Genomic DNA, 15,752 nt, shown 5'->3' with positions numbered 1-15,752 from the left:
AAGTTGAGGATCGGTCACCTTCGCTTCCCCGAATGGTCACAGTCCGGCTGGCGTGCGGTCAGAAATGCACTCAGAGTGCCCTCGGACTGGGCTCGCACTGCACAGGAGTGAACTCCACGGGCAAGGTCCGCAGCCCCCGCATGATGAGCCCGCCACGCCACCTCAAGTCGGCCGGATCCACGGCCAGTCGAAGGTCGGGCAGCCGGGTCAGCAGCGTGGCCAGCGCCGTCTGGCCCTCCAGCCGGGCCAGCGGGGCGCCCAGGCAGTAGTGGATGCCGTGGCCGTAACCGAGATGCTGGTTGTCGCGACGGGAGAGATCGAGCGTGTCGGGGGCGTTGAAGCGGGCCGGGTCGCGGTCGGCGGCCGCCAGGACGACGAGCACGGGGTCGCCGGGCGCGATGTCCTGCCCGCCGATGCTGAGCGGCTCGGTCGCGAACCGCCAGGTGGCGAGCTCCACGGGACCGTCGTAGCGCAGGAGTTCCTCCACGCCCGTCGCCAGCAGGTCCCGCTGCCCGGCCGCGAGGGATGTCTGCAACCGCGCCCGCTGCTCCGGGTGGGAAAGCAGGGCGTGGAGGCCGTTGCCGATCAGGTTGACGGTGGTCTCGAAGCCGGCGAAGAGAAGGATGAAGGCCATGGCCGCGGCCTCGTTCTCGGTGAGGTGCTCGCCGTGGTCGGAGGCGCGGATCAGGCCCGAGATGAGGTCCTCGCCGGGGACCGGGTCGGCGGGGAGCTCGGCGCGCTTGCGGTGGATCAGCTCCAGCAGGTAGCCGCGCATCTTCTTCACCGACCGCGCGACCCCGCCGCGGGGCCCGCCGCCGTGCCGGATCATCATCCCCGCCCAGTCACGGAAGTCGTCCTGGTCCTCGCGGGGAACGCCCAGAAGGTCGCAGATGGCGTAGATGGGGAGGGGGAAGGCGAAGTCGTGGATCAGGTCGGCCTCTCCCCGGGCGGCGAACCCGTCGATCAGACGATCCGTCAGCTCCTGGACGCGGGGCGCGAACTCGGCGACCCGGCGCGGCGTGAACGCCTTGCTGACGAGCCGTCGCAGCCGGGTGTGGTCCGGCGGATCGATGTTGAGCAGATGCGTCATCAGCTCGGCCTTGCGCTCACCGGGGATGCCGGTCTTGCCCTTGGCGTGGGCGGGCTCGTCGTGATGCGCGGGGTTCTTGGACAGCCGCTGGTCGGCGAGGGCCTGTTTGGCGTCGGCGTAACGGGTGACCAGCCATGCCTCGACCCCGCTGGGCAGCCGGGTGCGGTGCACGGGCGCATGCTCGCGCAGCCAGGCGTAGGCGGGGTAGGGGTCGGTGGCGAACTCCCAGGTGAAGAGGGTGGGAGCCGACGGAGTGTCGGTCGGGGTGCCGGTCGGGGTGTCCGTCGGGATGTCCGTCGGAGGGCGGGGCTGGTTGGTCACTCCTCGACGGTAGCGGGGTCCTCGACGCGCTCTGCGAGCGCCTTCCTCGCGCCCGGGTGACCCATGTCGGCGGCTTTGCCGTACCAGAGGACGGCTTCGGCGGGATCGCCCTGCTTGTCGAGGAGGGACGCCAGGCGGTAGGCGGCGTAGGGATCACCGTTCGCACACCCCTGCTCGTAGTGACCGCGGGCCTGCTCCGGCAATCCCGCCTTCTCCGTCACGGCCCCGAGGTGGGCGGCGTCCAGCGGGTGGCCGGACGCGAAGTACTCCGCGGCGTCCGTCAGGCTCCCGCTCGGCTCCTGCGCGTCGTTCAGCAGACGAGCGGCCTCCTTGTCGCCCTCCGCGGCGGCACGGGTGAGCAGCACCTCGGCGATCTCGCTCTCGTGGCGCAACAGGAAGTAGACGGCCGCGCTACGGGCGACCGGGGCGTACCCCTGCCCTTCGGCCTCCATGTAGTAGTACGACGCCTGGCTCAGTTTGCCCCGCCCCAGCAGCAGGTCACCCAGCCGGTGTGCCGCCGCCATGTCACCCCCGCTCACGGCCTCGCGCAGCGCCTGCTCGGCCAGGGCCAGGTGGGCCTCGCCGACCAGCCTCATCTCCTGGCCGCCCGGCTTCCCCTCCGCCGCCGCCCGCAGATACGGCAGCGCCTGCTCCGCCTCTCCCCTCGCCAGCAGCAGCTCGCCGAGCCGCCCGGACAGCTCCTTCTTGCCCGCGTCCACGGCCTTGCGGAACCACTCCAGCGCCGTGGCCTCGTCCTCGTCGTCCTCGGCGAGCAGGCCGAGCATGTGCATGGCCTCGGCGTCGCCGTCCTCCGCACGGACCGCGAAGACGGCGTGCGCGGTCGTCCGCACATTGCGGTGCACCTCGGCGTCGTACGCCGTGCCCGCCAGCGCGCAGCGCCAGACGGCGGTCGGGATGCCCGTCCCCGACGAGGCCCGCTCGGCGTCGACGACGAGTGAGCCGTACGGCCGCCAGGTCTCGTCGCTGTCCCCCACCCGACGCGACGCTCCGGGCACCAGCAACCCGGTGACGTCGTGGCGCAGCTCCCGGGCCCAGTCCAGCGCCTCCTGGAACGACTGCCGCTCCAGCCGCCCGGCCGGCTGCCGCGCCGTATAGCACTGGCAGGCCTCGTGCAGCAGCCGCCGGGGGATGTCCCCGGTGACCCCGCAGCGGGCCAGGTCCGTCGCGGCCCGGATCAGCAGATTCCCGTACGGGTGACGGCTGTTGGAGAGGCCGGAGCGGTGCCACAGTTCCCTGAGTTCCGCGCCGATGGCCAGGTACTGGGTGACTCCGGTCGCGCCGCGCCACCGCTCGGCCTCATCGAGCCGGGCGTCGAACGCGGCGCGGAGCCGGCTCAGCTCCTGGGGAGTCCACGTGGAGCTCACCCGCTCCGACCGGGCCAGACTGAGCACCTGGGACGCCGGTCCGGGCGCGAAGCGGCGCGTTTCGTACGCGTCGTCGCTCATCGTGCCCACCACCGGGACGCCCAGCGCCTTCAACTCGGCCAGCAGGCCCAGGGTCAGCCCGTGTTCGCCGAGGTGGTGCTCCAACTCGTCCAGCCACAGCACGTACGTGCCCTGCCGACCGCGCAGCAGGGCAGGCAGTCCGCGCAGGTCGGTGCCGTGGGCGGGCGCATACACCCGGGCGCGGGGGTCCAGGTCGCCGACCACGGCGGCCCAGGCCGTCCTCGACTTGCCCGTGAGCGGTCCGCCCGTGATCACCAGCAGCCGGTACTGCGCGCTCCAGCCGCGCAGCCGCTCGTCGAGATCACGGGGAACATACGGCGGCAGGCCGGGTTCCCCGTAGTACCGCTCGGTGGGCCGGACGCCGAGCGTCACCGGGTCGGCGTCCTGAACCGCGGGCCAGTTGCCGGGGTCCGGCACGATGAAGACGCCGGGCGGCGAGGCGTAGGTCGTCTGGTTCAGGACGCCCACGACGGGGCCGCGGTAGTCCCCGCCGTAGAAGCCGACGATGTCGCCCGGAGGGATCCCGGGGACGGTGTCGCCCGGAGGGAATCCGGGGACGGTGCCGCCCGGAAAGAATCCGTGGGCGGTCTCGGCCGCGGACTCGGACTCGGTCGGCTGCTGGAGCTCCGGCAGGTCGGCCATCAGCGCCCTCAGGTCTGCCGCCGCTTCCTGGCCTCCCGTGCCGGAGAGGGCCTCACGGAAGTAGCCGCGGAAGTAACCGACCTTGAAGTGCCGGGACTTGTCGGGCGGGAGAGGGGCGAGGATCCGGTCCAGCGAGGTGGGCGTGTGGTCCGCGAGCCACTTCCGGAACGCCCAGCGCACCGTCTCCCGCTGCTCAGACCGCAGCCCCGCCTCCAGCACCTCCGCACCCTTGGAGGCCAGCTCGTCCAGCTCGTCCAACTCGTCTTCCCTGCCCATACAAGCCCCCCGCGCCCCGCAGCCCGCTCAGGAGACCACCGTACTAACCCACCACCGTTTCTAGAGACTGAGCGGAAGTGAGTCCTGTTGCCAGAACTCATGCTCGGCCGAACGCCCCGAACGGTGTTGGGCGTTCTGGTCCATCGCGTTCTCGCCGCGTCCGGGCGGCACGCATCGTGTGCGTGGTCCGGGGATGCGGGGGCGGTTTCCCTCACGCTCAGGAGCTCGCCCGTTGGCCTGGACGCTCCGATGCCCCGCACGATCGCTCTGGTCGTGTGGGGGCGGTGCCGTCCGTCGCCGGATCGGGTGTCCCTGGGCGCGCCGTCCGATCGCCACGGCGGCCGCGTCGTGGCGAGTGGTCTTGCGTTTGTTGCTGGTGAGGGGCTTTTGCCAGTGCTGGGCGCCCCACCGGGAGGTGTAGGCCGGGTCGACGGCGATGATTGCGACACCTGTGTGGTCGGCCATCGAGATGAGCCGGGCGCGCAGCTTGGCGGTGGGCATGCCGCTGATCAGCTGGCGGAAGTGCTTCTTGCGGCCGTGTTTCTCGCGAGTCTTGTCTGCCGCGAAGTCGAGGTTCTCGACGGCGATGGCCTTCACACCGCACGTCTTGGCCCAATTCAGCAGGCGGGTGAGAGCGTGGCGGATCTGGGCGTCGCGGTGGGCGGCGGTGCCGGAGCGGTCGAAGGAGAAGCGGCGTGGGTTGCCGATGGGATTACCGTCGGTGTCCAGGCGCCAGGCGGCGAGGTGTTCGTCGTTGGTGTCGACGCCGATGACGCCGTCGGCGAGCGCGGTGGCCATGGGGATGGTCTGCGTGGGCGGGATCTGCCAGGACGCGGTCAGGTACCAGCGGCCACGGGCGACGTCCAGGTGGATGCGGTAGGCCACGGCCCGGTTGGCCGCGACGCGGTCGGCCCACTCCGTGCCGCGGTGCCGGAAGGCGACGCGGCCGGCCAGGACGTAGCGGCCGTGCGGGGAGTTCGCCAGCCCGGCGAGCGGGGCGGGCAGCTTGATGGAGACTTCGCCGTCGAGGGTGACGCGGATGGTCTCGTTGCCGAATTTCTTGCCGGACTCGCCGTCCGCGGCAAGGAACCAGCGCGCCGCCTCCCACCGCTCCCGCCAGGCAGCCTCGGCCGGCCCGGCGGCGTCCAGGTTGTGCCGGGCGCGGGCGAGTTTCCTGCTGCCGCGCACTACGTGCACGACTCCGCCCGCCCAGTCGGTCCGCTCCCGCTGCAGCCGGTCTTCCAGTACGTGCAGGCGGCGGCTCTTGGCGTGCCACTCCTGCCGGGTGCGGTAGCCGCCCGGCGCCCGCTTGGAGCCCTTCTCCCCCAGTGGGAGCGACAGCCGGTGCCGGATCGCGCGGACACCCGCCTCCAGGGACTGGATGTGCGCGAGCTGCCCCCGGCGGGACAGTGCCCACTGGTCGTGCGTCGCCTTGGTGATCGATCCCGCCCAGCGGGAGGAGGACTCGGCGGTCAGGGCCTGCTTGCGCACAGCCCACGTCCGGCTGGAGTGCTCCAGCCCGTCCCGGCAGCGCCCAGCCAGGTCACGGGAGGCCAGCGAGCCGAGATGCGCGCCGACCAGCTTGAGCACCTTCTCGTCCCGCGCGGCAAGCTCCTTCAGCCGGGTGCGGATCGCGACGCCGGTGGGGCCGAGCGCGACGAACGGCGCCGCGGTCGGACGCAGTTGGACGTCAGCCATGCCCGGCAGCCTCCAGCGCCTTGCGGGCCCGGTTCCTCGCCGACCGCCGGTCGTACAGGCGGGCGCAGAACGAGGTCAGCACCTCCACCATGTCCCGCACCAAGTCATCCTCAACCTCGCCGTCGTCAAGCACGACGAGGCGACGGCCCGCGGCGGACAACGCGGCTTCGACGAGTTCGACGTTCATCCGCCCTAGCCTGTCCTTGTGCTCGACCACCACGACCGTCACCTTCGGGTCGGCCAGCAGACGACACGCCTTCGAGCGGGCCCCGTCCATACCGGACCCGATCTCGGTCTCGACCCGGACGACCTGGCCGCCGACCTTGGCCGCCCATACGGACAACCGGGCCAACTGCCGCTCCAGATCGCCTTTCTGATCGGGCGAGGAAACCCGGGCATACAGACCCAGGCCACCCACCGCTTCCAAAGCGGTATTGGTCTCGATGTTCACCAAGATCGTGCGCGGCCCGACCCGCTGAGCCGGCACCGGCAACGTTCCCTCACGGAACCAGCGATACGCGGTCTGCGGATGCACGCCCTGCGTCTTCGCCCATTCCGTCAGATTCACACTCTGACAACGACACTCACTCCTGCACGGTTACGCTCACCTACTCGATCTCAAAGGCCAGCAGGTGAGACCCCTTCGGTCGCCCGGATCGCGTCCCGATAGGCCCGCGCCGCCGCGCGCAGAGCCGCCTCCGGGTCCACGCCCTCCGCTTCCGCCCGCGCGGCGAGGGCCAGCAACTCGTAGCCGATGCCTTCCGCGCCTATGCGCTCCGCGGCTTTGCCCCCGGCGTCTGTGCCTTCGAACCCTCTGCCCTTGGTGCCCATGTCCTCGGTCGCCACGCTCGTGGCGTCCGCGCCCGAGCCCTCGGCCGTCGGCAGTGGCACGTCCAGGCCGGCTGTCCGGGCCCGGGAGGCCAGCTTCGCGGCGAGGGCCAGGCCCGGCTGGTGGAGAGGGACGCCGTCCGTCACCGACTCCCGCCGCTTCTCGGCCGCCTTCGTGCGCAGCCAGTGCTCCTTCACCTCTTCCGGGGTCGTGGCGGTGGCGTCGCCGAAGACATGGGGGTGGCGGTGGATGAGCTTGGCGACGATCGTGCCCGCGACGTCGTCGATGGAGAACGGGGACTCCTCGTCCTCCTCGGCGATACGGGCGTGGAAGACGACCTGGAGCAGGACGTCGCCCAGTTCCTCGCGGAGTTCGTCGTAGTCGCCGTCCTCGATCGCCTCGACCAGTTCGTAGGACTCCTCCACCGCGTACTTCGCCAGGCCCTTGTGGGTCTGCTGGGAGGACCACGGGCACTCGGCGCGGATGCGGTCCATGACCTGGACGAGGTCGAGGAGCCGGGCGCCGGGAAGGTCGTAGGAGGCGGGGAGGAGTTCCAGCTCGGGCATCGACACCCGGCCGGAGCCCGCCAGGCGGGCCAGTCCGTCGGTGAGGGCCGGTTCGCCCTCGCCGGTGGCCACGACCACGACCGCGCGGCCGCCGGCGCAGGCGGCGACGATGTCCTCGGCGGTCGGGGAGGCCTCCTCGACCGTTATGCCCGCGTCCCGCAGATAGGGCAGCTGCGGATGCGCGCCGTCCGCGCACAGCACCCGGTCCGCCGCGCGCAGGGTCTGCCAGGCGGGCCAGGACAGCAGACCGGGGGCGACGCGGTGGCTGGTGGTGAGCAGGACGATGCGGCCGGGACCGGGGCCGGGGCCGGGGGCAACGGCGGCGGGACCGCCGACGGGATCGCTGGACGGGCTGGATGGGCTCGACGGGCTGGATGCGTTCACACCTCGAACGTAACCCACACCCGCCGACGGCCTCACGAGTTGTCCACAGGCCCGGTGGATAAGTCATACCGGCCCTGAGCGGGCTCCGCGCCGACGACCGTCGGCGTCGGTCAGCGCCTGTCCTGTCGGCGTCGGTCAGCGCCTGTCCTGTCGGCGTCGGTCAGCGCCTGTCCTGTCGGCGTCCGTCAGGGCTGTGCCGTCACGTTGTCTGCTGCGTGCCGGCCGTGGTGATCTCCCGCACCCAGGGCGTCTTCGCGTCGACGCGGGCCACCTTCTGCGCGTCCCAGCTGCCGTAGCGCGGGTTGAGGTCGACGCCGAGGGCCTTTGACGCCTTGGACAGGGCGTTCCAGAACGGGGCCTGGTTGGTGTTCGTGCCGAGCTCGGCGGCGAGTTTCTGGGCCTCCAGCTGGAGGCGGAGGTTCTCGTCGAGGCGCTGCGGCGGGATGCCGTACTGCTGGAGCCACGCCGTTTCCAGGCCCTGCGCGCCGCCGGCCTGCTGTTCCAGGCCGGCCCGCATCTGCTGGACCTCGCGGCGGCTGACGGTGACGCCCGCGTCCTCGGCGGCGCGGTGCAGCACCTGGTCGAGGACCATGCCGTGCAGGGTGTCGCGGGTGAGGGTGCCGGTCTGGGCGATTGCCTGCGCGTACTGCGCGTCGTCCTTGACCGCGGCGCGCTGGGCCGTGCGCACCTCGTTCACCCGGCTCTCCAGTTGCGCGACGGAGATCCGCTGGCCGCCGACGACGGCCGCCGCGCCGGGATGCGTGTCGTTCCCGCAGGCGGTGAGGAGGGGGGCCGCCACGATCGCGGCGGACAGCAGGAGCGCGGTGCGACGGCGGCGGTGCAAGGGAACCTCCCGGTCGGAGATTGTGCGACGGTGCACAAAGTCTTGCGGTGATCGATGGTAGGCAGTGGGACGGCTGGGGCCAACCCATTCGACCAACGATTCACCAGGACTTCGGGCACCGCCGCGCCCGGACGTCGCGCGGGCCCCTCCCCCGCACCGGCTCGGCCGGTGATCCCGCTCGGCTTCAGCCGACGATGGCGACCGGGGCGTCCCAGGTGTCGCGGTCCACGGTGATCGTGTAGCCGCCGCGGGTCTCCTTGCTGTTGACCATGAACTGGTGGCCGCGGCTGTGGTTCGTGTACTGGGTGGCGCCCCACGGCCAGTCGGTGGTCGTGGTCTCCTTCTTGTCCCACAGGGCGTACCAGAGGTTGCCCGGCAGGTCCGTCTTGTTCGTCGCGGTGGCGATGGCCTTGGCGCTGGAGCTGCTGAAGCCGTAGTAGCCGCCCCGGTAGATCTTGGCGCGCAGCGTCTTGGTGAAGGAGCGCACATACGCCAGCACGGCGTCGTTGCACGCCTTGTTGGTGATGTCGTACGGCTCCATGTCGAGGTAGATCGGGCTGCCGGCCTTCATGCCGAGCGCCGAGGCCTTGGCGACCGCGTCCGCGCCGTCGGTCGCGCCGAGGGAGGTGGCCGTGGCGGCGGTGATCTTCTCGGGGCTGGAGCCGGTCTGGCAGGGCGGCTGGGCGCCGACGTAGAGCGGGATGAGCTTCCAGCCGACCGCGTTGACCGACTTCACCCAGGACGCGGTGAGGTTGGGCTGCGCGCAGCCGCGGTTCTTGCCACCGACGTAGACGGCGGCGCCACCGTAGTAGCCGTCGGTCTTCCAGGCCTTCATCGCGGCCAGCGAGGGGGCGGTGCAGGCGTCGAAGGCGCGGCCGGTGTACGTCTTCTGGGCGGGCCAGGTGGTGGCCGCCATCGAGGTCTGCGCCGCTATCCCGGCCCCCGCGAGGACGGCCGCGCCGGCCACGCCCCACGTGATGTATCTGCGCTTCCTGGACTGCCGGTGCTCGGCCATCCCCACCCCATCGTTCGTCTGTGCGTACGGCGCTGTCGTCGCGTACGGCTGTGTCTCGCTCAAGTCGCCCGAGCCCGTGCGACGATACGGTGTCGACTCGACGTCCGGCACCCGGAAACGGATCGCACCGTAACCTGCGGCGTCCCTGGTGTCGGAAAACACAGGTCCCCCATAGCCACAAGTTTCGCTCATGTCACAGTAAAGAAGGGGCGGCCTGGCCCGGTCCGCCTGTGTCCTACCCTTGCCCCCTGGTGACTTGGGGGCGACATGACGATACCGACGACGGCGCCGACGACGGCCGGCGCGGAGAGGCGGCTGGAGGGCGGCTGGTTCCAGCGGCTCGCCTGGACGGCCCTGGTGTGGGGCTCACTCGGCTTTCTGGCCTGGGTGCCCTTCCTGTACGTGGCCGTCCGCCGCGGACTCGCCTCCGACTGGACGGCCTTCGGCGCGTTCTCCCTGTACGAGTGCGTGATCGTGACCTGGGCGGTGGTCTCGGACAACGACGACGGGGACGCCCTCCTGGGCGTCGCCATCATGGTGGCCCTGGTGACGGCGTCGGTGCTGCTGCTGTTCGCGGTGTTCGACACGAAGACCCCCGCTGCGGCGTCGGCGTCGGGCCCTGCGTACGGGGCGGGTCAGCCGTATGGCGCGGGTCAGGCGAATCCGTATCAGCAGGGGTATCCCTACGGGCAGTAGTCGCAGGCGCCCGGTCTCACAGGCTGTGCCGCATCCACACGTTGGGCTCGACGTACACGGCGTAGTCCCGTTCCGGCTCGCAGCGCACCGGTACCAGGGCGCCGGGGACCTCGATGTCGCCCTGGGAGTCGAAGGGCAGGCCGGTCCAGCGGCGCCACTCCGGCAGCGAGGCCGACACCGTCATCGACGCCGGGGCGATCCGCTCGATGGTCGCGCCGGCCCGGGCGTGCACCCGCAGCCACGGGTCGTACGGCAGCCCGTCCTCCCGGACCCGGTGCGCGTACTCTTCGATCGGGGTGTGCGGTTCGAGGTGCTTGGCGTTCGGCCGGACCGGGGCGACGACCTCGGTGAAGCCTGCCGACCGAGCGTTGTCCCGCATTGCGGCGAGCATCCGCCCGGACAGGCCGTGGCCCTGGGCGTGCGGGGCGATCACGATCGAGATCGCGCTCACCGTGTCCGGCCGCACTCCGCGCCGCTGGTCGGCGAAGGCCCAGACGAGCACCTGGTCCCAGCCTCGGGCGGGCAGCTCGCCGCGGCCGTCGGCGTGCAGGGCGAACGGCACGCTGTAGGCGTGGGCGACGACCTCGCCCCGCTCGTCCTGCGCGAACAGCACGTACTCGGGGAACTCCACGGGGATCCGGCCGTAGTGCGCGTTGCCCACCGGGTCCTGCGTGGTGAACTCCGGCCAGGTGTCGGGCATGTCCTGGACCGGGCCGAGCATGTCGGGGCGTTCGGCGAGACGGGATACCTTCAGGTCCATGCGGTCACGGTAGGCGAGGGAACGCGCATGCGGGAACGGGTTTTCGGGCATGGGCGGGACCGCCCGGGTGGCAGGGCCGCAGGGTCGCCGGGGGGGGTCGGTCACCCCGCGTGGAAACGCTCCGGCGCCTTCGTCGGGTTGCCGCCGGTGGGGAGTTTCTGGTCGGGGCAGGTCTTGAGGACCTCCTCCATCGCGGACTTCTCCGCCGCGGAGACCCACAGTGCGTACTTCTTCTTCACGGCGACCTGCGCCGCGACATACGTGCACCGGTAGGCCTTGTTGGGCGGCAGCCAGGTCGCGGTGTCGCCGTCCCCCTTGGAACGGTTCGTGCTCGCGTCGACGGCCAGGAGGTTCAGCGGGTCGTTGGCGAGCGCTATCCGCTTGCTCGCGTCCCAGTACTTGGCGCCCTTCTGCCAGGCGTCGGACAGGGCGACGACGTGATCTATGTCGACCTTGCTGCTGCCCCGCCGGTAGGTCACGTTCTTCCCGGAGTACGGGTCCGACTCCAGCACGCCGTAGGACACCTTGCAGGTGCCGCCGGTGAACTTCACCTCCTTGAGATCGCGCTTGAGTACGTCGTCACGGGTGTCGCAGGAGTTGGAGTCCGTGTCCGCCCAGGCGGCGCCGAACCTGTCCCGCTCGTAGCCGGTCTTGGGGGCTCGCCCCTTGACGGTCAGCGACTCGGCCACCGCGAGAGCCGCGCCGCCGTTCGCCGCCCCGCCGCCTGCCGTCGGCCCCGCGCCGGCGGAACCGGCGCCGGATCCGGTGGTCTGCTCGGTGCACCCGGCCGCCGTCGCCGCGCATATCAGTACGACGGCAGCCGCCGCCCCGCCCCTCAGACGCCTCACGCGCCCCTCCCTCTGCCTGCCCGCTGTCACCCCGCACAGGGCGGATTCCCCTGACGGGGACTCGCACACCGTAGCGAGGGGGTGCGTGGGGGCAGTCGGAAGGTCCAGACCACAACCCACTCAAGTGGGCACACCTCGCATCTCAGGAATATCGTCGGTGTGAGTCACCTCGGGAAGGAGCTCTGGATGGGCATCTTCGACAGGTTCAAGAGCAACAAGGCGGCACAGGGCAAGGCCAGGGACATGTCCGACGGCGCGGAACAGAAGATCAACGAGAAGACGGGCGACAAGTACGAGTCGCAGGTCGACGCCGCGCAGCAGAAACTGCAGGAGCGGCTCGGCATGGACGAGGACCGGCCCGACAAGCCGTAGATCCGCCGGCAATGCGTCGGACAGGCCGGCCGGGCGAATCCGCCGGCCGGGGCCCTGGGCTGTGTCTGCCGGACTCGGCGGCAGCCCGTCCGGAGACTTGACCCATCGCCATCTCCAAGGCTGAGCCGCCGACTTCACCCACCTGGCACATGAGGCCGCCCGCGGGAACCCCCTCCCCGCGGGCGGTTTCGACTTCCGGGACGTGCTCCGGGACGTGCTCCGGGACGTGCTCCGGGAAGGGCGCCGAGGACGACGCTCCCGCCCGGCACTTGATGACACCACCGGGCAGCGCCGGCAGCCGCGAACGGCGGGTTACGGCGAGTTACGACCCCAGCACCGTCGCCAGGAACTCCCCCACCCAGCCCAGCAGGTCCCGCCCGACCAGCGGCTTGCCGCCGACCTTCGCGGTCTTCGGGCGAGGGACGAGGACCTGGTGCGCGGCCGGCTTGATGACGGACCCGGGGTACAGCCGCTTGAGGCGCAGCTCCTGCGACTCGCGCAACTCCACCGGCGCGAAGCGGATATTGGCACCCTGGAGGACGATCTCGCCGACGTCGCACGCGCGTGCCAGCATGCGCAGCCCGGCCACCAGCAGCAGGTTCTCCACCGGCTCGGGCAACTTGCCGTACCGGTCGACGAGTTCCTCGCGGACGGCCTTGACGTCGTCCTCCGAGTTGGCGGAGGCGATGGCCCGGTAGGCCTGCAGGCGCAGCCGCTCTCCGGGGGCGTAGTCGTGCGGGACGTGCGCGTCGACGGGCAGCTCGATCTTCACCTCGAGCGGCGGCTCCTCCTCGATCGCGCCGGTCTCCAGCTGACGCCGGTAGTCCGCGACGGCCTCGCCGACCATCCGGACGTACAGGTCGAAGCCGACGCCCGCGATATGGCCCGACTGTTCGCCGCCGAGGAGGTTTCCGGCGCCCCGGATCTCCAGGTCCTTCATCGCCACGTACATGCCCGCGCCCATCTCCGTGTGCTGGGCGATCGTCGCGAGGCGCTCGTGGGCCGTTTCCGTCAGCGGCTTCTCCGGCGGGTACAGGAAGTAGGCGTAACCGCGTTCGCGGCCACGGCCGACGCGGCCGCGCAGCTGGTGCAGCTGGGACAGGCCGAAGGTGTCGCCGCGCTCCACGATCAGGGTGTTGGCGTTGGAGATGTCGATGCCGGACTCGACGATCGTCGTCGAGACGAGCACGTCGAACTTCTTCTCCCAGAAGTCGACGACGACCTGCTCCAGCGCCGTCTCCGACATCTGGCCGTGGGCGATGGCGATGCGCGCCTCGGGGACGATCTCGCGCAGTCGCGCCGCCGCGCGGTCGATGGACTCGACCCGGTTGTGGATGTAGAAGACCTGGCCCTCGCGCAGCAGTTCGCGGCGGATCGCGGCGCCGATCTGCTTCTGCTCGTAGGGGCCGACGAAGGTGAGCACCGGGTGGCGCTCCTCCGGGGGGGTGGTGATCGTCGACATCTCGCGGATGCCGGTGACGGCCATCTCCAGGGTGCGCGGGATGGGCGTCGCGGACATCGTCAGCACGTCGACGTTCGCGCGGAGCTTCTTCAGCTGCTCCTTGTGCTCGACGCCGAAGCGCTGCTCCTCGTCGACGATGACCAGGCCGAGGTCCTTGAACTTCGTCTCCGAGGAGAACAGGCGGTGGGTGCCGATGACGACGTCCACGCCGCCCTCGCGCAGGCCCTCCAGGGTGGCCTTCGCCTCCGTGTCCGTCTGGAAGCGGGACAGGGCGCGCACCTTCACCGGGAACTGCGCGTACCGCTCGCTGAACGTGCCGAAGTGCTGCTGCACGAGGAGCGTCGTCGGCACGAGGACGGCGACCTGCTTGCCGTCCTGGACGGCCTTGAAGGCCGCGCGCACGGCGATCTCCGTCTTGCCGTAGCCGACGTCGCCGCAGATCAGGCGGTCCATCGGGACCGTCTTCTCCATGTCGTCCTTGACCTCGGCGATCGTGGTCAGCTGGTCGGGCGTCTCCGCGTAGGGGAAGGCGTCCTCCAGTTCGCGCTGCCAGGGGGTGTCCGTGCCGAAGGCGTGGCCGGGAGCCGCCATCCGCGCGCTGTACAGCTTGATCAGGTCGGCGGCGATCTCCTTGACGGCCTTCTTGGCGCGCGCCTTGGTCTTCGTCCAGTCCGCGCCGCCCAGGCGGTGCAGGGTGGGGGCCTCGCCGCCGACGTACTTGGTGATCTGCTCCAGCTGGTCGGTGGGGATGTACAGGCGGTCGCCGGGCTGGCCGCGTTTGGCGGGCGCGTACTCGACGACCAGGTACTCGCGGGTGGCGCCCTGGACGGTGCGCTGCACCATCTCGATGTAGCGGCCCACGCCGTGCTGCTCGTGGACGATGTAGTCGCCCGCCTCCAGGGTGAGCGGGTCGATGGTCTTCCTGCGGCGCGCGGGCATGCGCGCGCCGTCCTTGCCGGCCGCTTTCTGGCCGGACAGGTCCGTCTCGGTGAGGACGGCGAGGCGCAGCCCCGGGTCGACGAAGCCGTAGTCGATCGAGCCGCAGGAGACGTGTACGAGGGAGGGGCCGAGGTCGGTCAGGTCGGCGTCCAGGCGGGCCGCGACGCCTTCGCCGCCGAGCACCTCCACGGTGCGGGCGGCGGGGCCGTGCGCCTCGGTGACGAAGACGACGCGCCAGCCGTCGGCGAGCCAGCCCTTGGTGTCCGCGAGGGCCTTCGCGGTGTCGCCGCGGTAGGTCTCGGGGGCGTGCATGCCGAGCTGGAGGGTGTCCGCCTCCAGTTCGAGGTCGGCGGCGAACGGCGACACCGACCACCACATCATGTCCAGCTCGCGCGCGTGGTCGCGGACGTCGGCGAGGGACCACAGGGAGGCCGCGTCGACGTCGATGGGCGCCTCGCCGCCGCCGGCGGTGGCCGCCCAGGACGCCTGCAGGAACTCCTGGGACGTCGCCACGAGGTCGGCGGCACGGGTGCGTACCCGCTCCGGGTCGCAGACGACGGCCATCGCGCCCTTGGGGAGGACGTCGAGCAGCAGTTCCATGTCGTCGACCAGGACCGGCGCGAGGGACTCCATGCCCTCGACCGCGATGCCTTCGGCGATCTTGTTCAGCAGTTCGCCGAGTTCCGGGTGCTGTTCGGCGAGGGCACGCGCGCGCGTGCGCACGTCTTCCGTCAACAGCAGTTCACGGCAGGGCGGGGCCCACAGGCCGTGCTCGGCGACCTCCAGGGAGCGCTGGTCGGCGACCTTGAAGTAGCGGATCTCCTCGACGTCGTCGCCCCAGAACTCCACGCGCAGGGGGTGTTCCTCGGTGGGCGGGAACACGTCCAGGATGCCGCCTCGTACGGCGAACTCGCCGCGCTTCTCGACGAGCTCCACGCGCGCGTAGGCGGCCGCGGCGAGGGCTTCGACGATCTCGTTCAGGTCGGCGCTGTGGCCGGTGCGCAGGGCCACCGGCTCCAGGTCGCCGAGGCCCTTGACCTGCGGCTGGAGCACGGAGCGGACCGGCGCGACGACCACCGAGACGGGGCCGGTCTCCGGGTCGTCGGGGCGCGGGTGGGCCAGGCGGCGCAGAACGGCGAGGCGGCGGCCCACGGTGTCGCTGCGGGGGCTGAGCCGCTCGTGCGGGAGCGTCTCCCAGGAGGGGTACTCCACGACGCCGTCGGGCGGGAGCAGCGAGCGCAGGGCGGCGGCCAGGTCCTCGGCCTCGCGGCCGGTGGCCGTCACCGCGAGGACGGTGCGGGCGCTCTCGCGGGCGAGGGCGGCGATGGCGAAGGGCCGGGCCGCCGGGGGGCCGACCAGGTCGACGTGCATGCGGTTGCCGTCTGCGGCCGCGGGAATGGCTTCCGCGAGGGCGGTGTCCTTGACGACGGCGTCGAGCAGACCGTGCAGGCTCATGGAGGGCTTTCCGTCCGAGGGGCCGGGGTGCGTCCGGGGAAGCGGGCGTACCTGGGTCCGGGGTGGGCAACGCGAAGGGCCCGACGCGT

At 71.4% G+C, this 15,752-nt stretch carries 12 protein-coding genes; 2 read left to right on the top strand and 10 right to left on the bottom strand.

Annotated elements, in window-relative coordinates; translation table 11 throughout:
• Window positions 1–70: 70 nt before the first annotated feature.
• From ACZ5SK_RS12670 to ACZ5SK_RS12640, 7 genes are all read right to left on the bottom strand, one after another.
• Window positions 71–1,411, bottom strand: a complete 1,341-nt coding sequence (locus ACZ5SK_RS12670) for a cytochrome P450 family protein (RefSeq protein ID WP_468575951.1) — start codon at window positions 1,409–1,411, stop codon at window positions 71–73.
• Window positions 1,408–3,795: a hypothetical protein gene (locus tag ACZ5SK_RS12665; RefSeq protein ID WP_468575949.1), complete on the bottom strand. Its 2,388-nt coding sequence runs from the start codon at window positions 3,793–3,795 to the stop codon at window positions 1,408–1,410. Before ACZ5SK_RS12665 ends, ACZ5SK_RS12670 begins: the two co-directional genes overlap by 4 nt.
• A gap of 60 nt (window positions 3,796–3,855) precedes the next feature.
• Window positions 3,856–5,493 (bottom strand): transposase, encoded by a 1,638-nt coding sequence (locus ACZ5SK_RS12660; RefSeq protein ID WP_334579373.1) that lies wholly within the window; start codon window positions 5,491–5,493, stop codon window positions 3,856–3,858.
• Window positions 5,486–6,061, bottom strand: coding sequence for an IS607 family transposase (locus ACZ5SK_RS12655; RefSeq protein WP_334579372.1), 576 nt, complete (start codon window positions 6,059–6,061; stop codon window positions 5,486–5,488). The genes ACZ5SK_RS12660 and ACZ5SK_RS12655 overlap by 8 nt, the downstream gene beginning before the upstream one ends.
• 50 nt (window positions 6,062–6,111) lie before the next feature.
• Complete coding sequence (locus tag ACZ5SK_RS12650; protein ID WP_334579371.1) at window positions 6,112–7,272, bottom strand: nucleoside triphosphate pyrophosphohydrolase; 1,161 nt, start codon at window positions 7,270–7,272, stop codon at window positions 6,112–6,114.
• A gap of 199 nt (window positions 7,273–7,471) precedes the next feature.
• A complete protein-coding gene (locus tag ACZ5SK_RS12645; protein ID WP_334579370.1) occupies window positions 7,472–8,116 on the bottom strand; it encodes a SurA N-terminal domain-containing protein in 645 nt (214 codons plus the stop codon).
• A 184-nt stretch (window positions 8,117–8,300) separates the two neighbouring features.
• Window positions 8,301–9,131, bottom strand: coding sequence for a glycoside hydrolase domain-containing protein (locus ACZ5SK_RS12640; RefSeq protein WP_468575948.1), 831 nt, complete (start codon window positions 9,129–9,131; stop codon window positions 8,301–8,303).
• Window positions 9,132–9,398: 267 nt separating this feature from the next.
• Here ACZ5SK_RS12640 and ACZ5SK_RS12635 point away from each other — a divergent pair, with 267 nt between their 5' ends.
• Window positions 9,399–9,827: a hypothetical protein gene (locus tag ACZ5SK_RS12635; protein ID WP_334579368.1), complete on the top strand. Its 429-nt coding sequence runs from the start codon at window positions 9,399–9,401 to the stop codon at window positions 9,825–9,827.
• A gap of 16 nt (window positions 9,828–9,843) precedes the next feature.
• Here the strand turns inward: ACZ5SK_RS12635 and ACZ5SK_RS12630 are convergent, their stop codons facing one another.
• A complete protein-coding gene (locus tag ACZ5SK_RS12630) occupies window positions 9,844–10,587 on the bottom strand; it encodes a GNAT family N-acetyltransferase (RefSeq protein WP_334579367.1) in 744 nt (247 codons plus the stop codon).
• A gap of 101 nt (window positions 10,588–10,688) precedes the next feature.
• Window positions 10,689–11,435, bottom strand: a complete 747-nt coding sequence (locus ACZ5SK_RS12625) for an HNH endonuclease family protein (protein WP_334579366.1) — start codon at window positions 11,433–11,435, stop codon at window positions 10,689–10,691.
• A 186-nt stretch (window positions 11,436–11,621) separates the two neighbouring features.
• Here ACZ5SK_RS12625 and ACZ5SK_RS12620 point away from each other — a divergent pair, with 186 nt between their 5' ends.
• Window positions 11,622–11,807, top strand: a complete 186-nt coding sequence (locus ACZ5SK_RS12620) for an Rv0909 family putative TA system antitoxin (RefSeq protein ID WP_334579365.1) — start codon at window positions 11,622–11,624, stop codon at window positions 11,805–11,807.
• Window positions 11,808–12,129: 322 nt separating this feature from the next.
• Here the strand turns inward: ACZ5SK_RS12620 and mfd are convergent, their stop codons facing one another.
• The gene (mfd, locus tag ACZ5SK_RS12615; RefSeq protein ID WP_334579364.1) at window positions 12,130–15,663 is read right to left on the bottom strand and encodes a transcription-repair coupling factor; all 3,534 of its coding nucleotides are present in this window, start codon (window positions 15,661–15,663) and stop codon (window positions 12,130–12,132) included.
• Window positions 15,664–15,752: the final 89 nt, after the last annotated feature.

It is taken from the genome of Streptomyces sp. NPDC031474 (assembly GCF_055581185.1).
This window is presented reverse-complemented; position numbering and strand designations above follow the sequence as displayed.